At 44.2% G+C, this 20679-nt stretch carries 14 protein-coding genes and 1 CRISPR repeat array; of the genes, 9 read left to right on the top strand and 5 right to left on the bottom strand.

Annotated features, from left to right (window positions below; translation table 11 throughout):
- Positions 1-67 precede the first annotated feature (67 nt).
- Genes IM676_RS02330 through IM676_RS02345 form a run of 4 tightly spaced genes read left to right on the top strand, consistent with a single transcriptional unit; the run spans position 68 to position 4136 of the window.
- Positions 68-1228 (top strand): FAD-dependent oxidoreductase, encoded by a 1161-nt coding sequence (locus IM676_RS02330; protein WP_200988801.1) that lies wholly within the window; start codon positions 68-70, stop codon positions 1226-1228.
- Between the two features lie 32 nt (positions 1229-1260).
- Positions 1261-1908: a histidine phosphatase family protein gene (locus IM676_RS02335; protein WP_200988802.1), complete on the top strand. Its 648-nt coding sequence runs from the start codon at positions 1261-1263 to the stop codon at positions 1906-1908.
- Positions 1909-1967: 59 nt separating this feature from the next.
- A complete protein-coding gene (locus tag IM676_RS02340) occupies positions 1968-2984 on the top strand; it encodes a glucokinase (RefSeq protein ID WP_200988803.1) in 1017 nt (338 codons plus the stop codon).
- Positions 2985-3041: 57 nt separating this feature from the next.
- The gene (locus IM676_RS02345; protein ID WP_200990048.1) at positions 3042-4136 is read left to right on the top strand and encodes a TRAP transporter substrate-binding protein; all 1095 of its coding nucleotides are present in this window, start codon (positions 3042-3044) and stop codon (positions 4134-4136) included.
- 20 nt (positions 4137-4156) lie between these two features.
- Here the strand turns inward: IM676_RS02345 and IM676_RS02350 are convergent, their stop codons facing one another.
- Positions 4157-5494 carry a TRAP transporter large permease gene (locus IM676_RS02350; RefSeq protein WP_200990049.1) on the bottom strand — a complete coding sequence of 446 codons (1338 nt, stop codon included), beginning with the start codon at positions 5492-5494 and terminating at the stop codon, positions 4157-4159.
- Complete coding sequence (locus tag IM676_RS02355) at positions 5478-6050, bottom strand: TRAP transporter small permease subunit (RefSeq protein ID WP_200988804.1); 573 nt, start codon at positions 6048-6050, stop codon at positions 5478-5480. The genes IM676_RS02350 and IM676_RS02355 overlap by 17 nt, the downstream gene beginning before the upstream one ends.
- Positions 6051-6266: 216 nt before the next feature.
- On the opposite strand from IM676_RS02355, the gene IM676_RS02360 reads away from it, so the two are divergent.
- The gene (locus tag IM676_RS02360) at positions 6267-7706 is read left to right on the top strand and encodes a bifunctional orotidine-5'-phosphate decarboxylase/orotate phosphoribosyltransferase (protein ID WP_200988805.1); all 1440 of its coding nucleotides are present in this window, start codon (positions 6267-6269) and stop codon (positions 7704-7706) included.
- A gap of 153 nt (positions 7707-7859) precedes the next feature.
- On the opposite strand, the gene tnpA is transcribed toward IM676_RS02360, so the two are convergent.
- Positions 7860-8264 carry an IS200/IS605 family transposase gene (tnpA, locus tag IM676_RS02365; RefSeq protein WP_200988806.1) on the bottom strand — a complete coding sequence of 135 codons (405 nt, stop codon included), beginning with the start codon at positions 8262-8264 and terminating at the stop codon, positions 7860-7862.
- A gap of 83 nt (positions 8265-8347) precedes the next feature.
- Between tnpA and IM676_RS02370 the strand changes: the two genes are divergently transcribed.
- From IM676_RS02370 to IM676_RS02380, 3 genes are all read left to right on the top strand, one after another.
- A complete protein-coding gene (locus tag IM676_RS02370; RefSeq protein WP_200988807.1) occupies positions 8348-9190 on the top strand; it encodes an RNA-guided endonuclease InsQ/TnpB family protein in 843 nt (280 codons plus the stop codon).
- Between the two features lie 424 nt (positions 9191-9614).
- Positions 9615-10961: a histidine phosphatase family protein gene (locus tag IM676_RS02375; protein ID WP_200988808.1), complete on the top strand. Its 1347-nt coding sequence runs from the start codon at positions 9615-9617 to the stop codon at positions 10959-10961.
- A 119-nt stretch (positions 10962-11080) separates the two neighbouring features.
- Positions 11081-12370 carry a dihydroorotase gene (locus IM676_RS02380; RefSeq protein WP_200988809.1) on the top strand — a complete coding sequence of 430 codons (1290 nt, stop codon included), beginning with the start codon at positions 11081-11083 and terminating at the stop codon, positions 12368-12370.
- 41 nt (positions 12371-12411) lie between these two features.
- Positions 12412-13031: direct repeats of the CRISPR family, unit length 37 nt; unit sequence GTTTCAATCCCTGATAGGGATTATAGGTAATTGTGAC.
- 273 nt (positions 13032-13304) lie between these two features.
- Here the strand turns inward: IM676_RS02380 and IM676_RS02385 are convergent.
- Together IM676_RS02385 and IM676_RS02395 are read right to left on the bottom strand one after the other, a co-directional pair.
- Entirely contained in the window at positions 13305-16631 is a 3327-nt protein-coding gene (locus IM676_RS02385; protein WP_200988810.1) for a Swt1 family HEPN domain-containing protein, read from the bottom strand.
- 324 nt (positions 16632-16955) lie between these two features.
- Positions 16956-19829 (bottom strand): DUF1156 domain-containing protein, encoded by a 2874-nt coding sequence (locus IM676_RS02395; protein ID WP_225880435.1) that lies wholly within the window; start codon positions 19827-19829, stop codon positions 16956-16958.
- 95 nt (positions 19830-19924) lie between these two features.
- Between IM676_RS02395 and IM676_RS02400 the strand changes: the two genes are divergently transcribed.
- Positions 19925-20679, top strand: a 755-nt coding sequence (locus tag IM676_RS02400) for an RpnC/YadD family protein (protein WP_200990051.1), incomplete at its 3' end; no start/stop codon positions are given.

Consider the following 20679-nt stretch of genomic DNA (forward strand, 5'->3'; position numbering starts at 1 on the left):
TAAATCTTGAGAGGCGATCGCAATATCCCCAACTGAGATTAAAGTCTAAAGATTTGAGTAGGGAAAAATGCCCAACAAACATTTAGTATTAATTGGTGGTGGACATAGCCATGCCATCGTGTTGAAAAACTTTGCCCACCATCCTTTACCAGGAGTTGATTTAACATTAATTACCCCAGATATCAATACACCTTACTCCGGTATGTTACCCGGTCATATTGCCGGTTTTTATACCTACAAACAGTGTCACATCAACTTACAAAAATTAACTAACTTTGCTGATGCACAGTTATATATTGATAGAGCGGTGGGACTAGACTTGAAAAACCGTAGGGTGATTTGTGCTACAAGTCCACCAGTAAACTTTGATATCCTATCTATTGACATTGGCAGCACCCCATCTACAATATCTGTACCAGGTGCTGCAGAATATGCTATTGCTGCTAAACCAGTACCAAAATTGTTAGAACATTGGTATGGACTATTAGAACATGTAGCTAAAAACCCTGAGCAACCCGTAAGTATAGCTGTTGTCGGTGGTGGTGCGGGGGGTGTGGAGTTAGTACTATCCATGCAAACTCATTTACAGAGAATTAGCTCACAAAATCAGGGTTTGACAATTCATTTATTCGGGCGTCAGGAGCAACTGTTACCCAATTATCCCCAATCAGTGCAAGGTCAATTGCAGCAGATTCTAACTCAACGGGGGATAAATTTACATCTAGGGGAACCCGTGGCGGAAATTGCACCCCAACACAGCCGCGGGGAAACACCGGCAATGTTCCAGGTAAAATGTGGATCTGGGTTATTGGTAGAGTCCCAAAAAGTATTTTGGGTAACCCAAGCATCCGCACCCCCATGGATAAAAACCACAGGACTAGGTACAGATGAGCAAGGATTTATTTTAGTAGGAGATACTTTACAAAGTCAAACTCACCCAGAGGTATTTGCCGCGGGGGATATTGCGACGATGGTAAATCATCCTTGTCCTAAAGCTGGAGTATTTGCGGTACGCCAGGGTAAACCATTGTTTGAGAATTTACAAAGAATATTATCAGGTAAATCTTTGAAACTCTATAGACCACAGCCAGAATATTTAAGTTTAATTGGGACTGGGGACAAACGAGCGATCGCCACTAGAGGCGCTTTGACTTCATCCCCCCACCGGGTTTTCTGGTGTGGGAAAGACTGGATTGACCGCCGCTTCATGGTACAATTCACGGGCTAGGTGATCTAGGAAACTGGCGATGAAATGGTTTTATGAATCAAATAGTTTGGATTGCCAGACACGCTAACCGTCTGGATTTCGTTCACCCTGACTGGTTTCTCACAGCAGTCAGACGTTATGACCCGCCTTTGTCTGAAGATGGGATAGTGCAAACTGTGCAGTTAGCTCAACGTCTGCAAACAGAAACCATTACTCATATTTTTGCTTCCCCATTTCTGCGCACTGTACAAACAGCCAACGCCGTGGCAGAAGTTTTAAATTTAAGGATTAAACTAGAAACAGGTTTGAGTGAGTGGTTAAATCCCCACTGGATGACCGAAGCACCGGAAATACACTCAATTTCTGAGTTGAGGGACATATTTCCCAGAATAGATTCTGATTATACACCACTTGTCAGGGCGGAATATCCAGAAACCGAGGTACAAGTACAAGAGCGTTCTGGAAAAACTGCCCAATTGTTGGCTAGTGAATGCTATCCTGAAAATATCTTGCTGGTAGGACATGGTGCATCTGTACAAGGTGCGGCAATGGGGTTAGTCGGGGACATTGCTAAAACAGAAGTCACGGCTTCTTTATGTTCCTTAGTAAAAATCGTGCGCCAAGGGCCAGAATGGTTGCTAGAACTAAAAGGAGATACTTCCCATTTAACTGATTTAGAGGAAGTGGTTCGATTTGCTTAAATCCTGAATGAGGATTTTTGACAGCACAGACAAATTAATTAATTCCCATCCTCAATTCTATGACTTTGTTACTAGCAGGAGACATTGGCGGCACTAAAACTATTTTGCGGTTGGTGGACGCTGGAGATTTACATACCATTGCACAGGAAACTTACCCTAGTGGAGATTTTCCCGACTTAGTCCCCTTAGTCCAGCAGTTCCTCCTTGAGCTTCATACCCCCACACCCCAAAAAGCTTGTTTTGCGATCGCCGGTCCAGTGGTAGATAATACAGCCAAGCTGACTAATTTAACTTGGTTTCTCCATACTGACCGGTTAAAACAAGAATTAGGCATTGAATCTATGTGCTTAATTAACGATTTTGCCGCCGTGGGTTACGGTATTTTTGGATTAAGTAAACAAGACCTGCTGACTGTGCAAGTTGGGAAACACAAACAAGAAGCACCCATTGCCATTATTGGGGCGGGTACTGGTTTGGGACAAGGGTTTATGATTAAACAGGGGAACTATTATCAGGTGTTTCCCTCCGAAGGTGGACACGGGGATTTTGCCCCCCGCAATGAGCTAGAATTTCAGCTGTTGAAATATCTACTCGATAAACATGATATTCAACGGGTGTCTGTAGAAAGGGTAGTTTCAGGACAGGGTATAGTGGCAATTTACCAATTTTTACGCGATCGCCAAGTATACAGCGAATCACCAGAAATTGCCGAAATTGTCAGAACCTGGGAAAAAGAAGCCGGACAGATGGAAAAAAGCGTTGACCCGGGGGCGGCCATCGGCGGCGCAGCAGTCCAAGGGAGCGATCGCCTGTCAGTGGAAACCCTAAAATTATTTGTGGATATTTACGGCGCTGAAGCGGGTAATCTGGCCCTAAAATTACTCCCCTATGGTGGTTTATATATTGCAGGTGGAATCGCCCCCAAAATTCTCCCCCTCCTGAAAAACGGCAATTTTCTGTTAAACTTCAGCCAAAAAGGGCGGATGCGTTCCATCCTGGAAGATATACCCGTGCATATTATTCTTAACCAAGAAGTAGGGCTAATTGGTGCGGCTTTACGTGCAGCTAGATTGTAAAAAACTGGTAAATTACGGATAACCCACCAATTAGCGCTGATAAATTTACCAAGCATGATTAAACGTCGCCAAATTCTCAACACAGCTGCGATCGCCGCAGGAACTGCGGTAACATTAGCTGCATGTGGTCGTACCCAAAGCGCCGCCAACATCCAAACCAGCCAGCCCAATATTCGGTGGCGCATGGCCACCAGCTGGACGAAATCTCTAATCATATTTAGCGGTGCAGATGTAATTTCCAAGCGAGTTAAAGAAATGACCAACGGGCGTTTTACCATTACACCCTTTGCTGCAGGGGAGGTAGTACCGGGGTTACAAGTCATGGACGCAGTGCAAGCCGGAACAGTAGAGTGTGGACATACAGCCAGTTATTATTATACCGGCAAGAACCCAGCCTTAGCCTTTGGTACCACCGTACCCTTCGGCCTCAACGCCCAACAACAGAACTCCTGGCTGTATCATGGGGGGGGACTGGAAACCATACAAAAAATTTATAGCGACTTCAACATTATCAACTTTCCCGCCGGTAACAGCGGGACCCAAATGGGGGGATGGTTTAAACGACAAATTAACACCGTGGCCGACCTCCAAGGGTTAAAAATGCGTATTCCCGGAATTGGTGGTCAAATCATGTCTCGTATGGGTGTCAACGTACAAGTATTACCAGCGGGGGAAATTTTCTTAGCACTGGATCGGGGCGCCATTGATGCAGCTGAGTGGGTCGGTCCTTACGATGATGAGAAACTGGGTTTACACAAAGCCGCCCAATTTTACTATTATCCCGGTTGGTCGGAACCAGGACCGACATTAGATATCCTCATCAACCGTAGTGCTTGGAACCAATTACCCCCAGAATACCAAGCCATCCTCAAAACAGCAGCCTATGAAGCCAACATGAATATGCTCTGTGAGTATGACGCTTTAAATAGTCAAGCATTAGCCAGACTCACCGCTGGGGGGACTAAATTAGTTCCCTTCAGTCGAGAAATTATGCAAGCATCTCAAACAGCCTCCTTTGAGTTCCTAGAAGAAAATGCTAGTCAGGACACCACCTTTAAAGAAGTTTACCAACAGTGGAAAGCTTTCCGTCAGCAAGTTTTTGACTGGAACCGTGTCAATGAATTGAGTTATGCTAATTTCTCAATGAGTTGAGAAATTAGCTATCACCTTCCTCACATCGCTAAATTCGGTAAAAAACTGACAATCCCTGGGAAGGTAATAATTAACAATAAAACCAGGATTTGCAGCAAAATAAACGGGATAGCGCCGCGATAAATATCAGATGTGGTGACTTCTGGGGGGGCGACACCACGCAGATAAAACAATGCAAAACCAAAGGGCGGTGTGAGAAAGGAAGTTTGCAGATTTGCGCCCAAAATCACACCGTACCAAATCAAATCAATACCCAACTGTTGAGCTACCGGGACAAATAGGGGGACAACAATAAAAGCAATCTCGAAAAAGTCGATAAAAAAGCCGAGAATAAATACTGTTACCATGCTCACAGTCAAAAAGCCTATAGTCCCCCCAGGAAGATTAGCCAGGACATCAAACATAAATTGATCTCCATTCAATCCCCGGAACACTAAACTAAAGGCAGTGGAACCCAATAAAATAAAAATCACCATAGTGGTAATTTTTAAAGTAGCATCGCACACCTGACCCACAGCGGCTAAAGTCAGTTCACCATTAGCAGCAGCCAAAACTATGGCTCCTAGACAACCTACAGCGCCCGCTTCTGTAGGGGTCGCAACCCCAAAAAAGATACTACCCAATACCAGGAAAATCAGAATCAAAGGCGGTAACATGACCTGAAATATCCTTTTTCCCAAAGCCTTACCGCCAATTTCTCGCACCTCCGCCGGTAAAGCTGGCGCTAACTCAGGCTTGAGAAATGCCACAATCAGCACATGGGCTGCAAAAGCAGCGGACATCATTAAGCCGGGAATCAATGAACCGATAAATAAATCACCAACGGAAACCCCCAACTGGTCACCCAGCACCACCAACACCACACTAGGGGGGATAATTTGCCCCAGAGTACCCGAAGCTGCAATTACACCTGTGGCTAGTTCCTTATTATACCCATAACGCAGCATAATGGGCAGGGAAATTAAACCCATAGCCACCACCGTAGCAGCCACCACACCTGTAGTTGCTGCTAAGAGCGCCCCCACCAACACCACCGCTAAAGCCAGTCCCCCCCGTAAGCGTCCTAGGATAATCCCCATGGTTTCTAACAGGTTCTCGGCTATGCCAGACTTTTCCAGCATTGACCCCATAAAGATAAAATAGGGGATGGCTAACAGGGTATAATTAGCCATAATGCCAAAAATCCGCTGGGGCATGGCGGTGAAAAAAATCGGGTCAAATACACCCAGGGCAATTCCCAGTATACCAAATATAATTGATACCCCACCCAGGGAAAAAGCTACGGGATATCCCAGGGATAGCAGCACCAAAGCCCCCGCAAACATACCCGGCCCTAGCCATTCATAATCCAGTGTCATCATCTTCCTCCGGGGGTATGGTTGACGCCACGCCGTCGAGTCTACCTTGCCAAATAGCCCAATTTTTAATTGCCTGAGAAATTCCCTGCATAATTAACAACACAAAGCAGACAATAATCATAGTTTTAATGGGGTAGCGGGGTAAACCATCAGGGTCTGGGGATGTTTCCCAAATTTGCCAGGAATCCACAATACTACCCCAGGAGAAAAATATCACCATTAGAGAAAATGGTATTAAAAATAATATACTTCCTAGTAAATCTACTAATGCTCGCCGCCGGGGTGACCAATTGTTGTAAAACACATCTACCCGTACGTGTTCATTATGTTTTAAGGCGTAACCAGCACCCCACAAGAAAAGTAAGGCGAAAATATACCATTGGGCTTCTATGTAAGCATTAGAAGTTAGATTAATCCCCACAAACCGCCCTAAGTATCTCCCTGAAACATTCCATACTCCAAGTATGACCATGACCAGCACCAGCCAACTGGTTAATTGGCCAATTTTTTCAGTACAAATGTCAATGATTCTGGCGATTTTTAAGAGTTTTTCCAAGAATTATTTCACCCTCTTAACATAATTTTTGAGGTTGTGTTAACAGTTAACATACCATGGTTATAGTCCCTTTGCAGGACTTGAGTAACTTTTCTAGCATCCTTGGGAAGTGGAAACGCCAACAGAACCACCGGGGGAATCAGGTGGGGGTAAATTGTGACTATCAACCCTTAATTTCTCGATTTTTTTAATTAGTTTAAATCAGGTAGTATAAAAATGAACTTCTTTGATAAATTACAGGCTAGTATATTACAGAATCAGAGCTTACTGTTTGTCAGCCTTGATCCCAATCCAGAACTCCTCCCAGCACATTACACATCTGAGGATATCATTGCTAACTTACACAATTGGCTAGAATTTATTATCCGGGAAACTAGTGATTATGTCTGTGCTTATAAGCCGACTTTCGGACTTTATCAAGCTTTGGGTATTCCCGGTTTAGAACTGCTAGAAAACACTTTAGCAATTATCCCTAGTCATATCCCGGTAATCTTGGATGCCAAACATAGCGATTTAAATAGTAGCACTGTGTTTGCTCATCGGGTCTTTACACAATTGAATGTAGATGCTGTTACCCTCAGTCCTTATACAGGTCAAGACCATGTCGCACCGTTTTTAGTTTACCTTGATAAAGCCGTCTTTATTTTATGTTCTACTTCTAATCCGGGAGCAGAAGCTTTACAAAAATATCCCTCAGAAGAATCACCTCTGTATTTACAGGTAGTCAAGGAGTCCAGGAATTGGGGAACTCCAGAACAATTAGGTTTGGAGGTGGGGACAACAAATACTGAAGTTTTAGCTCGCATTCGCTCCACAGCGCCAGAACGGGTCATTATGGCCCGCAGTATTTGGTCGCAGGGAAGTAATATCAAGGAAATTTTAGCAGCTGGGTTAAATAAAAACGGCGATGGGTTATTGATTCCTGTTCCCCAAGATATCTTAAGTCAACCCCAATTAGCTGCTCAGATCCAGTCTTTACGTGCAGAAATTAATCAAGCTAAAACTGATATTGTCGGTAATGCTTCTACCTGTGCTTTATGGTTACCTGATGTTTCCGTTGTCAGTCTCCACCCCCAACAAGACTTGATTTTACAACTTTATGATGTCGGCTGTATTATGTTTGGCAGCTTTGTACAAGCATCTGGAGCTACTTTTCCCTATTACATTGATTTACGGAAAATTATTTCCAATCCTCAGATTTTTAATCAGGTTCTCACTGCTTATGCGGAAATTTTAAATCATCTTCAGTTCGATAGGTTAGCAGGTATTCCTTACGGTTCTTTACCCACTGCTACGGGTTTATCTTTGCGTTTGCATTGTCCGCTAATTTTCCCCCGCAAGGAGGTCAAAGCACACGGAACCCGCAGGTTAATTGAGGGTAATTTTCATCCGGGGGAAACTGTGGCGGTGGTTGATGATATTCTGATCACTGGTAAAAGTGTGATGGAAGGTGCGCAGAAGTTAAAATCAGAAGGCTTGAATGTTCAGGATATTGTCGTCTTAATTGACCATGAACAAGGTGTAAAAGCTCGATTACTCGATCATGGTTATCAAGCTCATTCTGTGTTTACACTTTCGGAAATTACAGAAACACTGTATCAGTGTGGCAGAATTAATCAGGAGCAATTTTTAGCTTTTTATGAAAGTACCGGTTAGCACTAGGTTATTAATCATGAATCCAAAGAGAAATTATACGAAATATGCCGAAAACCCTTGAGAAACAGGTGCGTAGCACCGTATTTCGTATTTTAGGCAAGGGATGAAGGCTGGTTATGGCGTTTACGCCATAACAACATTACCCAGTTGAACCTATCCTTTTTGTTTTGCTATATATTCAATCACATTGGCTGTGGATATATTTTCTGCTGTTGAAACAAAATAACTAGGAGTCCATAAAGTTGGAAGTTTTAGCAACTCATGAAATTCTTGTCTTAGATGATGACTAGCTCTTGCTTTAATTCTGCTCATTATTTGAGAAGGATTGTCTGTTGGTTTCGCATTTAAGAAAAGATGCACATAATCTGGCATAATCTCTAATGCGATGATACGCCATCGATTTTCATTGCAAACGTCACATATAATTTCTTGAAGTCTATCTGCTACTCCATTGACTAAAACTTTTTTCCTTCTTTTTGGAATAAAGACAAAATGATAATTAAGCAAAGAGACGGCATTACCTTCATGCCTATATTCTTCGCAAGAAAAATGTCCCATATTATTTTAATACCTCTTGACTAATAATTTAGTTTATCTCGTATAATAAACATATGCAATAAACAAACAGGAGGTGATAACTGTTGCAAACTCTTGAGTATAAAATAAAAGCGTCTATTAATCAGTACAAAGCTATTGAGGAAGCGATTCGTACAACTCAGTTTGTACGCAATAAAAGCATTAGGTATTGGATGGACTCCCCCCAAGACGCCAAAATAAATAGATTTAGTTTAAATAAGTACTCAACAGAGTTACGCAACAAATATCAGTTTGTGTCCGACCTTAATTCAATGGCTGTTCAGTCAGCGTCTGAGAGGGCATGGATATCAATACAAAGATTTTATGACAATTGTAAAAAATCATCAAAAGGGAAAAAGGGGTATCCTAAGTTCCAAAAGGATAATAGATCCGTAGAATACAAAACCTCTGGGTGGAAGCTACACCCATCCAAAAGAAAAATTACTTTTACCGATAAAAAAGGCATTGGTGATTTAAAACTTCTTGGTAAATGGGATATTCATCTGTATCCTTTAAAGTCAATCAAAAGGGTGCGGATAGTTAGGCGAGCCGATTTAGCTAAATCAATATCCGATGTTGGTTGGTATTTATTTAGGCAATGGATTGAGTATTTTGCGAGTAAATTTGGTCGAATAGCTATTGCAGTGGCTCCACAATATACAAGTCAAAAATGTAGCAATTGTGGTCGCATTGTTAAAAAGTCTCTATCAACTCGTACACATGTATGTGTCTGTGGTTGTGAGTTGCATAGAGATACAAATGCTGCAATCAATATTTTAAATCTTGCAAAACAAGCTAGGGCTGGGCAAGCCCGAAGTAACGCTACAGGAGACGCTACCTCTACTTTGGTAGCCGAAAGGCTATCTCAGCAAGTAGCATCAATGAATGTAGAATCCCCTCGCCTTTAGGCAGGGCAGTGTCAAGCAAGCATAATTTCTCTGGGGTCTGGACAAGTGATCATGAATCAACGAAACTTGATGTATTAGTCAGCTGGGAGTGTTGGGGGTGGTTTATCTACCAGAACCCCGCTCTAAGAATTGAGGACTAGCAGCAGAGGGAGAATTGCACCGATTATATGGCTTACGCCGCGCGATCGCTATCAGCATCATTGATATAAGTTCTTCTAAGGTGGTTACCTGGAAATTTACATCACTGGCGCCCGGTGCGATTCATCCCTAGGTGTGAATCTGTCTGCCAAAATGCCGAATTTATCAGTAATTGTTTTGACACTCCTGTAGTCCCTAGGCCACTACACCCCCATAGTGAGAAACTAGGGGGACTGTGCACGTTTTTTGGTAGAATTATTCCTTGAAATACAGGAGGGCTAAACAGATGACTCGTGTCATCATTGTGCGTCATGGACAAAGCAGCTATAACATCGAGCGCCGCATCCAGGGACGCACTGACGTTTCAAGGTTAACAGAAAAAGGTTGTGCAGATGCGAGTAAGGTAGGAAAAGCCCTCAGTAATATTGCATTTAATGCTATTTATACCAGTCCTCTCCAGCGGGCTAAGAAAACAGCTGAGATTATATATAGTGAGTTAGCAACTGATTCTACAAAGTCTGTGACTCCCCTGGTTGCTGATAAACTGATGGAAATTGATTTGCCTTTATGGGCAGAAATGCTCAGTGCTGATGTTAAAGAAAAGTTTCCTGAAGATTACCGCACCTGGAAACAGCGCCCCCATGAATTGCGGATGTTACTCGAGGATGGAACCACAGAACATTTCCCCGTCCTAGCTATCTATGAACAAGCGCGGTCATTTTGGGAGGAAATTCTCCAGGCTCATCAAGGGGAAACTATCCTCATAGTCGCCCATAATGGGATTAATCGCGCTTTGATTAGTACGGCTTTGGGAATTCCCCCCAGTCGTTACCATAGCTTACAGCAATCTAACTGTTGTATTAGTGTCCTCAATTTCGCCGGTGGTTTAGGGGAACCAGTGCAGTTAGAATCTCTCAATCAGACCCAACACTTGGGGGAAACTTTACCCTCTTTGCGACCGGGTCATCAGGGAGTGCGACTGTTGTTAGTCCGTCATGGAGAAACGGAATGGAATCGCCAAACTAGATTCCAAGGACAAATAGATGTCCCCCTCAATGATAATGGTCAACAACAAGGGCGCAAAGCTGGGGAATTTCTCAAAGATGTGGTGATTGATTTTGCTGTTAGTAGTTCTATGCTCCGCCCCAAGGAAACCGCAGAACTGATATTGAGTCACCATCCTAGGGTCAACTTGGAGTTACAAGATGGTTTGAGAGAAATTAGTCACGGACTGTGGGAAGGTAAATTAGAAACAGAGATAGAACAGGAATTCCCCGGAGAATTGCAGCGCTGGCGACTCGTACCCGCCCAGGTACAAATGCCAAAAGGTGAAAACCTAGAGCAAGTTTGGCAGCGGAGTGTGGCAGCTTGGCAACAAATTATACAAAATGCTCTGGAGAAACAACTCCAAACAGGTTTGGTAGTAGCCCACGACGCAACTAATAAAACTTTGCTGTGCCACATTCTGGGTTTATCCGCTGATAACTTCTGGAATTTCCGCCAAGGTAATGGGGCTGTCAGTGTAATTGACTACCCATCTGGGTTGAATGGGTTACCGGTGCTACAAGCAATGAATATTACCGCTCACTTAGGTGGAGGGGTGCTAGATAAAACTGCGGCGGGAGCTTTGTAAAAGCCAGTCCTGTATTTATAGCTATACATGAAGCCACAGATACACATCAAGCAACAACACAAACTTATCTGTGTTCCTCTGTGGTCATCTGCAAATAAAAATTTTAAAAATTTAATTCTATGACCGAACTGTTAAAAAAAGTTAGGGTAATTAATCCTCAATTTCAAACTGACACCATAGCTGATGTACTCATCGCTAATGATCATATTGCAGCGATCGCCCCGGATATTTCCCAGGTCAGTGCTGATACTACTATCTTAGATGGTCAGGGATTAATTCTGGGTACAGGATTAGTAGATTTGTATAGTCACTCAGGTCAACCGGGATTTGAACAGCGAGAAACCCTGTCATCAATGTTACAAGCTGCCGCGGCGGGAGGGTTTACCAGAATTACCATTCTACCAGATACATCTCCAGTGATTGACCATCCCGCTATGGTCCGACAGTTCCAGCAAACCCCACCCCCTCACCCCCTCCCCTTGCAAAAGGAAGGGGAGTTAAAATTATACCCTCAAGTTGAAATTTGGGGCGCTATGAGCCTAGATTTAGCTGGGAAGCAATTGACAGAATTAGCAGATTTAGCAGCAGCGGGGGTCGCGGGTTTTACAGATGGTCAACCGTGGGATAACTTAGGCTTTGTGCGCCGGGTGTTGGAATATCTCCAACCTTTGGGTAAGTTAGCCGCCTTCTCCCCGGGCGATCGCCTCTTATCTAGTCATGGAGTCATCCGCGAAGGTGTCACCGCTCTGAGTTTAGGTTTACCCCCTGTACCAGCTAGCGCCGAAACTAGCGCCCTGGCTGCTTTGTTAGAGTTAGTCGCCGCTACAGCTACCCCTGTACATATTATGCGGGTTTCTACCGCCCGCAGTGTGGAACTGGTGGCCTCAGCTAAGGAGGGGGGTTTACCCATCACCGCCAGCACTACTTGGATGCACTTGTTACTTGACACCAGCGCGATAATCAGTTATAATTCAAGTCTGAAATTAGAACCTCCCCTAGGTAACCCCAAGGATGTGGAGGCTTTACAAGCAGGGGTGAAAACAGGTGTGATAGATGCGATCGCCATAGACCATGCACCTTACACCTATGAGGAAAAAATGCAAGCCTTCGCCTCTTCACCCCCAGGGGCTATCGGTTATGAGTTAGCATTACCCCTACTCTGGCAAAATTTAGTCGAAACTAAGAAGCTTACAGCTTTAGAATTATGGGGTGCTCTGAGTACTCACCCAGCAAAATGTTTACAACAGCAACCCAGTACAATTACCCCCGGCGCAAAAGCTGAACTGATCTTATTTGACCCACGGAAAACCTGGAAGGTGGAACCCCAGAACCTCTATACACTTTCTAGTAATACACCTTGGCTTGGTCAACAACTCCAAGGACGAGTTGTAAAAACTTGGAATCCCTAATAGGGATTATGGGTAAACTTCACCCACAGCGTGCGATCGCCTTTTCCATCCCTGATAGGGATTATGGGTGATTGTCAGGGGGTTTAGGGCGATCGCAATTCTCATTATTTATCTTTCCATCCCTGATAGGGATTATAGGTAATTGTGATACTCAGGTTTATAATCACAACGGTATTCATGATTGAAAGTTTCAATCCCTGATAGGGATTATAGGTAATTGTGACAAGCTGAATGCAATCGGCGATCAACCTAGTGCCATACTCGTTTCAATCCCTGATAGGGATTATAGGTAATTGTGACCCAAACAGGTGCAACTTTCACCTTTGATGAGTAACCGTTTCAATCCCTGATAGGGATTATAGGTAATTGTGACAATTAGACTTCTGGCTACAGGATGACCCCAGTGTGTTTCAATCCCTGATAGGGATTATAGGTAATTGTGACAACAGGCGTTAATCCCAGCATCGCCTACCATTTTTGTTTCAATCCCTGATAGGGATTATAGGTAATTGTGACCCATAAATGGCTGGCGCTCCTAGGAGGAATTGTTTCAATCCCTGATAGGGATTATAGGTAATTGTGACCATACACGCTGTAAGAGGTTTAAGTGCATTGCAAAAAAGAGTTTCAATCCCTGATAGGGATTATAGGTAATTGTGACCGCCACCCTGGGAAACATTGATATATTTGGTTTTCAAGGTTCTGTTCCGTCAACCTAGAGACAATATAACCTTTCGGACATCCTGCTGTCAACAGTAGCATCAAAAAAAATCCCTCAAACCCTTATCTGGTCAAACTTGCCGAGAATGCGTCAACCTCAAAACGAGTAAAAACACTCGAAACCTAGAGTATACAAAGGTTCTGAGCCTGGAAATTCTCGATTTAATTTTAACACCTAGTGGTTGACGCACAACAGCAGCCAAAGAAGGTTTGGTTACTCTTGCTCAAAATTGTAACTTTTAAATTTGAGAGTCCGGCAATTTTCAGTAACTGTGCGAATTATATAATCTGGGACACCATCGGGTAATTGGACTTGAATATCTAGAGTGACCGTGACATCAGCACCCACTAAACCCCCCATATGTTGCAGAACCTCATTAGTTATCTGTTCCGCATCCCTAATCACCCGCTGGGGGTCTAAATTGACCGAGCCGTAAAAACGCCGCAGTTGTGGAGCAGGTGGGGAAGGGGTGTATTCTGTTCCCCGTTCCTGAACCGATAGAGTGGGGGAGTTGATGTTAATATTGGTTGGATTGGGGGTGACTGGGGTTGGGGGTTGTAGTGAGGTTGAACTTTGCTGTAGTTGTTGCTCTGCAATTTCGGCTTTAACTAAGCAACCTGGGCTGTTGAGAGTGGGTGTAATTCCTTCACAGGCTTTTAACTCTAAATAATGTTTTTTATCTTCGTCGTAACCCGTGGCGTAGGCGAAGTATTCTTTCCATAGTAGTGCTCCTACTCCTTCTTGAACAGCATCGAGTAGGACTTGTTGATTTTTGAGGCGGGGTAGGTAGGGATATTGGGTGAAGTATTTCCATAGTGTTTTGAGGTCAATATGGTTGGCGTTGGTCCAGATGTAAGAGTCAAGCACTTCTAGACGCAGACGGGTGGCGGAATACTTGAGTATTAGCTGTTCTTCGTGAAGGAATCTAAAATTAGCTCGCAGGATGGGAGAATCTTCGCCTGGGATGCGAATTTCTTCCCAAGTGATGGGATCTTGTGGGTCTGGTTGCTGGGGAACTAATAACCATTGATAGGTGTCTTGAAGTAGAAGCTTCACATTTCTATCAGCTTGTTGTTGCTTTTGTTGGGCTTGATTGGTTTGGGAGACATCCAAGTTTAAGGAGTCTTTTTCTTTGATGATGGAATCCCAGGCTAAAAATTGACAAACGCACTGGACTAAACTATCTAGTTTAGTTTTATCTGTTGTCAGGAATAATAGTAAATTCTTACAATAGCGGGGACTAGCACCTTTGTAAGAGAGGATTTCTGTTACTTTTTGTAGGGCTGGGCTATCTTTAGCTTTGCTATTGTGGCTATATTGGGGACTTAAAACTACTAACCGTACTCCCATGTTTTCATCATCGGGAATGTCTGCGCTGGAGGTGGGGGCTATGTGTACTCCTGCAAATTCACCCCGCTCTTTATCATTTGTCATTCTGCTGGTAATTTCTTCCCAGATTCGGTGTGTGTCTCCGCTGATTTGTTGGGCGCGGTCTTGAGCGGTACGGGTGACGTTGGGTTGGGTAGATATCCAATAACGATTACCATCACTGACATATATATAGGTAGCTTGGTCACTCAGACGGCGCAGAGCGTCTGCAAAGATGGCTACACTTTCACCGGGGTGAACACAACCAAGTTTAATTCTGCGGTCTTCTAAACCCCGGTTTGCTGCTTGTAAGGTGGGAGCAGAACCCAGGTAAATAGTGCGGGTAACACGGCGACAGGCGGAGTATTTCCCTAGGTTAGTGTTTTGAGCTTCTAAAAGCATGGGGAGGGAGTTGCTCCCATCCACATCTTTTTCAATTACTGGAACCCAGGAATCTTCTAGGTAGCGGGTGAGTTCTGACTGTACTTGACTTTCCCCCATGGGAATATTGGCTGGTAAAATCATCAAAGAGCGATCGCCTTGTTCCCAGAGTACACTAATTACCTTAGCCATCAGTCGCAATACTCCCCGAGTCCGTTGGAATTTATCCAAGCTAGACCAGTCATTATACAGACGGTCAAACAATTCCGGATGAATGGGATAAGCTTGTTTTAAGCGGCGTTCATAGTCAGATTCTCGACATTCTAAGGGAAACTCCTGGGGTTGGTTGCGATACATTTCGCTAAAAGCCCGCACCACAGCATCACGAGCTACGAATAAATTAGGGTCTGTCAGGTTTTGAAACAAACGACGACGGACAATCTCAAAACTTTCCTCCGCACTAGCAGGTCGCCAAGGAGACTCAACCCGACCAATGGCATTTTTTAACCGGTTCAGAGCTTCCTTACCCTTTTCCCCCCCAACTTCAATATTAGAACTGGGTATACTCACCACCAACAAAGTCCGGTCAGCATTCTTAGCAGACTCGCTCAGAGTTTGGGCAAAAGTAAAATGGGTATCAAAACTCCCACCCGGTAAAATATTATCATCATGGAGTTGTCGCCCATAGGCTACCCACTCATCAATCAGAATTAAACAGGGAGCATAGCGGTTAAATAAATCTTTGAGAATATCCCCAGGGTTAGTAGCGGTTTCGTCTGTTTCCCGCAACATCTCGTAACCTTCTTTACCCCCCAATTGCCAAGCTATTTCTCCCCACAGGGTTCTAACTACAGTACCATCTTTTTTTGTATCTGGTTTACCCGGCGATATTTTGTTACCTACTATCACCGCAGTTTTCACATTCTTTGGTAACTCCGACACCCCCGCAGTGGTTACAACCGGTTCCAATTCCGGTAGGTCTTTGAGAGGAACACCAAAGCACAGATGATATAATGCCAGCATAGCGTGGGTTTTACCCCCACCGAAATTAGTTTGTAATTCAATTACCGGATCACCACCCTGGCCAGCAAATCGCCGTAAAGCATTCAGCAGTAGTTGTTTAAGTCCTTCAGTTAAATAGGTGCGGCGAAAAAATTCCGTAGGTAAGCGGTACTCATCGGAACCCTCATCCTTGTAAACTTGCCAAAGATCCGCAGCAAATTCCGCTTGTTGAAAGCGACCAGAAGTAACATCTGGGTGGGGGGTGACCACTTCTCGCCAGGGTTTAAGACCGCCAACGGGATGGGTTTCTACAGAGGTTGCAGCAGCTTTGCGGGTTTCCCTGCGCGCTTGTTCCTCAAACCGGATGCGCAATAGTTCTTGTTTTTGCTTTTCGACGGTATCTGCTTCTGGGGCGCAAATAGCAGTCAAAAGACGGTTAATACTATCTAAGGCGCGGTAGGTATCATCTGTAGAGAATGGCTGATTATGCGCCCAGGCGTTGCGGGTAAGTTTTAACTCCCCAATTAAATTTCTTTCCGCATTCCCCAGAGTTTGGTTAAATACCTCATGCCACCTATTCCACACCACATTGAGGACTTCTGCAATATCCTGCTTGAGCATTTGAGCCGCAGGACGGCGTAGAGTCCGGTCTTCTGACACAAAAGAAGCAGCAGCAGCTACCCAATTATCGCCGTATTTTGCCTGCATTTCCCTTTCTAAAAAAGGATACAAGCCTTTTTGCAGTAAATCTAAAGCTCTCCCTACTCGTTCCCGGTTACTGATAGTCATTGTTGGTGTGTACTTAGTATAACTGTTAATTCCTATTTTTTTCAATGACAACTTACACCCCAAGTCAAAGCCATCTGTGAGAATTGGGGAGTCAAGTTTGGAAATGTTGGTAATTTTTAGCTATAAGCTAGCACTGGATATAAAACTAATATATAGTATATTTTGCAACTATTGCAACTAGTGAGATGTGTATTCAAATTTTTTAGACCAATAAATTACAAATCTTATTCTTGTCAATCTTGTAGCCAATATGTCCAATGTCCCAGGAGTTAAAAACCCCTGTCTGATAGCTGAAGTCGGATGAATCCGACTGGAATAAGGTAGTTAAAATAATTCTCCTTGTAGGGTGTCCGGTTCCTTGTGAGCTGCTAGGCGGCAAATTTCCGACCAGGAAACTACTAGGCTGTTGTAAGCAGTGGCTTCTTGTATCCAGGCTTTTTTGTCACAAATATTATATAAGCGATAGGTTAAGTCTTTTAAGATTTCCCACACAACTTTGGACTCAAATAATACTGTGGCGGCGCCGGTTTCCCCTTTTTTATCTAGGGTGTGGATCAGGTTTTGGGTAATTAACCAGTGTGACTTGGTGGGGTTGCTACTCTGTGGTAACTCTTCCCGGCGCAGTAGTCGCACTTTTCCACCTTCTGCGGAGACAATACCGCCATTTACCAACCCTTGAACAGTGATATTTTTGGCTTTAGAGAGGGTTTCCGCCTCCCCGTAGAGTCCCTCATTAAATTGATGTTGTTCAAACCAGATCAAAGCCCAGCGGGTCTCTAGGTCAAATTCTCCCTCCTGTTCTGTGAGGTATTCATCCAACATTTGATTAATAAATTGTAGGGCGGTACGTACTCCTATAGCAGAACCGTCAGCTTCTAAAACTTTGGTGTAACGAGAGAACACACCCATACCCGGACCAATGCTAGCTTGGGCTAAATCCACCGGGGCGATGTTACCTTGTTGCAGTTTTTCCACTGCTTCTGGGAGTTCCCGCTTGAGTTGTTGCAGAAATTGGCGACGGGTGGCGGAAGGGGCGGTTTCTGGACGGGGACGACAGACAAGGACAATGGAGGAGGCCAGGGCGTTGGTACCAATACCGACACTGCGGTTACTTAATTCTGTCCGCATTGGCCAAGTACCGACAATGGTAAACCCAGCTTGGATTAAACCCTCTAGCATGGTTTCCCACCCAGTGGAAGCGGTGACAGTTTCGTTATTTTTACTAGTTTCTGTTTCTGACTGTTTAAAGGCGTAATAAATAGTAACTGGATATTCAGGATGTGCGGTTTCTCGCATTCTGCTAAAAGCTTCACCTAAACCAGTTTCAAAAAATTCTTTAGCTTTTTGTTTATCGCCGCCAAATCTGTAGGGGGTGGCGACTAGTTCCTGTGCTTTGGGTACTAGTAAGGTGCTGCAAATTTCTGGGTAAAGTTTGCCGATGGAACGGCGCAACCAGACATAAAAGAAGTCTGCTAAGTCTGCATAGCCGATGTTATCGTAGTATGGGGGGTCTGTGGAGATAACCGGAGAGTTTAAATGTAATTTTTGGGCTGCATTATGTTGTTTAACTAAGCCAGGGGTGTCAGTATTTCTTAATTCTATGACTGCTGATATCCAGTCAACAGCACCGCCAAAGTTACCTGTAGAATCACTCAAGGGGTTAGCTTCTACAAAATCCCAGGTCATGGGAATAGCTTGACGGGCGAATGTATTTCTTGTGCTATCTCTGCTAATATCCCAAGAACAAATACTTGAATTTCTGTCAGCTAAACGACTGCCCCCAAACCCCAAATAAGTCGCTACAGCATCGGCGTAAGCTGTCGCACCCATACCCCCCTCAGACAGTGGTAAATGATCATCAGTCATACCCCCAGCTACAGCATCCAGTTTGACCTGTTCCCTGGCGAGGGTGACTAAATCGCTGAAGGTGGTTAAGGCGACAAGCTGACGAGGGGTGAATAAATCACCATAAGTACGCATTCCATAATTTGGTGTTTTAAAATCTCGCGGATTGTGTGGTAAATTTGCCTCTGGTTTCCATTCTGGCTTTGCAGACAAAGCCACCTCGATCTGCTCCTGATTCGGGGAAATATACAACCGTTGCTTTTGACCCTCCGCCACAATAGCCATTAACTGAGCGTTCATTCTTCCTGCTTTCCCCTCCTGGCGGATGTGGTCAAAGGTTACAGGACTGTCACAACAAACACACATCGCCCCTCTGCGGTTAACAGTTCCCTCCCGTGGTGTTCCCTCCCCGGTTTTGACTGCAAAACTCACCCTAGGGGGTTGGTGACTCCTATCAATTACAGGTTCTACCCAAACTTCCTTACCCTTTTTAGTAGATAATTTAAAAGAATTTACCAAAGGCATTTGCGCCCCACAAGCGGGGTTAGGACATTTCACAGTCCGCGCCCACAACCAAGCAATTACCGTTGCTTCCCCACCCCCATACTCCTGGGGTAAACTCACCTTGGGGTACAAATGGCCAATAGTTTTAAAAGCTTGCTCCCGCATCCATGCCCCATAATAGCGCACATCAGCAGCTAACCCCTGCGCTCCGTACCATTGGGCGGTTTTTAACCCTGTTTGTGCTTGGGGGTTGACAGGGGGTTGATTTTGGAATTTGGGGGGAATTTCAATTAAGGCTTTAGTAATTAGCACCGCCACGGGGTTAATATCACTACCATGGGCGACTAAACCTAGGCGCTGTCCTTCTAGGGGTATGGAACCACCACCACAGAAGGGGTCATAAACGGGGGGTGCATAGTTTTGTAAATATGTACGCACTTCTACTGGGTCTGTGGGTGGTGTTTCGTTGCGACTCCAAGCCAGACAGCGGGCGATTTCTGTTTGGGCTGCTTCGATAATTTCCCGGTTATTCACACTATCCCAAGAGACTAAACCCTTAACTACCTGCTCCGCTTTCCCTTTTTTGTCAACGGTAACAATTTTACCAATGATATCAAATAACCGTTGTCTTTCTTGTGCTTGGTCTGCATCTGTGGGGAATTTATCGGGGTGACTAGATGGGTCATCTACTAGGGAAGCAAATAATACCGCCCTACAGGTGGCTGTAGGTTTTCTTGACCACCATAAATGGAGTGTAGAAGGATGTCCGTGTCTAATGGATTTTTCCCTGGCTGATTCTTGATTAATTGCTTCTAAGGGTAGGGCGACTTCTATTAATTTTTTTTTCATTATGGGGAACAGGGAATAGGGAACACCGAAGGAATGGGGAATAAGGGAAACTATCTTACAGCATAATATCAGTAAGAACCCAGAATAACTAACCCATGACCGCAGTCAGAGCCAATTACGACGAACCATGGAAAGAAGCATTAGACCAATACTTTGATAGTTTCCTAGCTTTCTTCTTTCCCCGTGCCTATAATGCCATAGATTGGACACGAACCCCAGAATCATTAGATAAAGAACTGCAAGAAATCACCGCCTCATCCACTACCCAAACCTACATTGCAGATAAACTCTACAAGGTATGGTTATTAGATAAACAACCCGCTTGGATATTAATACACATTGAAGTTCAAAGTCAGTATGACACAGACTTTCAACAACGGATGTACATTTACAATTACCGTGCTTTTGATTTGTATCGTCAATTCGTGGTAGGTCTGGCAATTTTAGGAGATACTGACAATAACTGGCGACCCAACAGTTACCAAAACCAGATGTTAGATTGTGAGTTACGGTTTCAATTTCCCATAGCCAAACTCCTAGACTATGAATCTCCCTGGGATGAACTGGAGGTTAACCCTAACCCCTTTGCGGTGATTGTCATGGCCCATTTAAAAACCAAAGCCACCACCGGTAACCCCCCAGAGCGGGAAGCATGGAAATGGCAAATTATTCGAGGATTATATGAGCGGGGATTAACTAAGACAGATGTCATCAAGCTATTTAAGATTATTGATACAATGATGACATTGCCCAAGGAGTTACAAACAGGATTGGTAAGGAAAATTAGGAGCTTCGAGGAGGAGAGAAAAATGCCTTTAATCAGTCCGACGGAACAACTCGCAATGGAACG

Source organism: Anabaenopsis elenkinii CCIBt3563 (genome assembly GCF_015245355.1).
Lineage (GTDB): Bacteria > Cyanobacteriota > Cyanobacteriia > Cyanobacteriales > Nostocaceae > Anabaenopsis > Anabaenopsis elenkinii.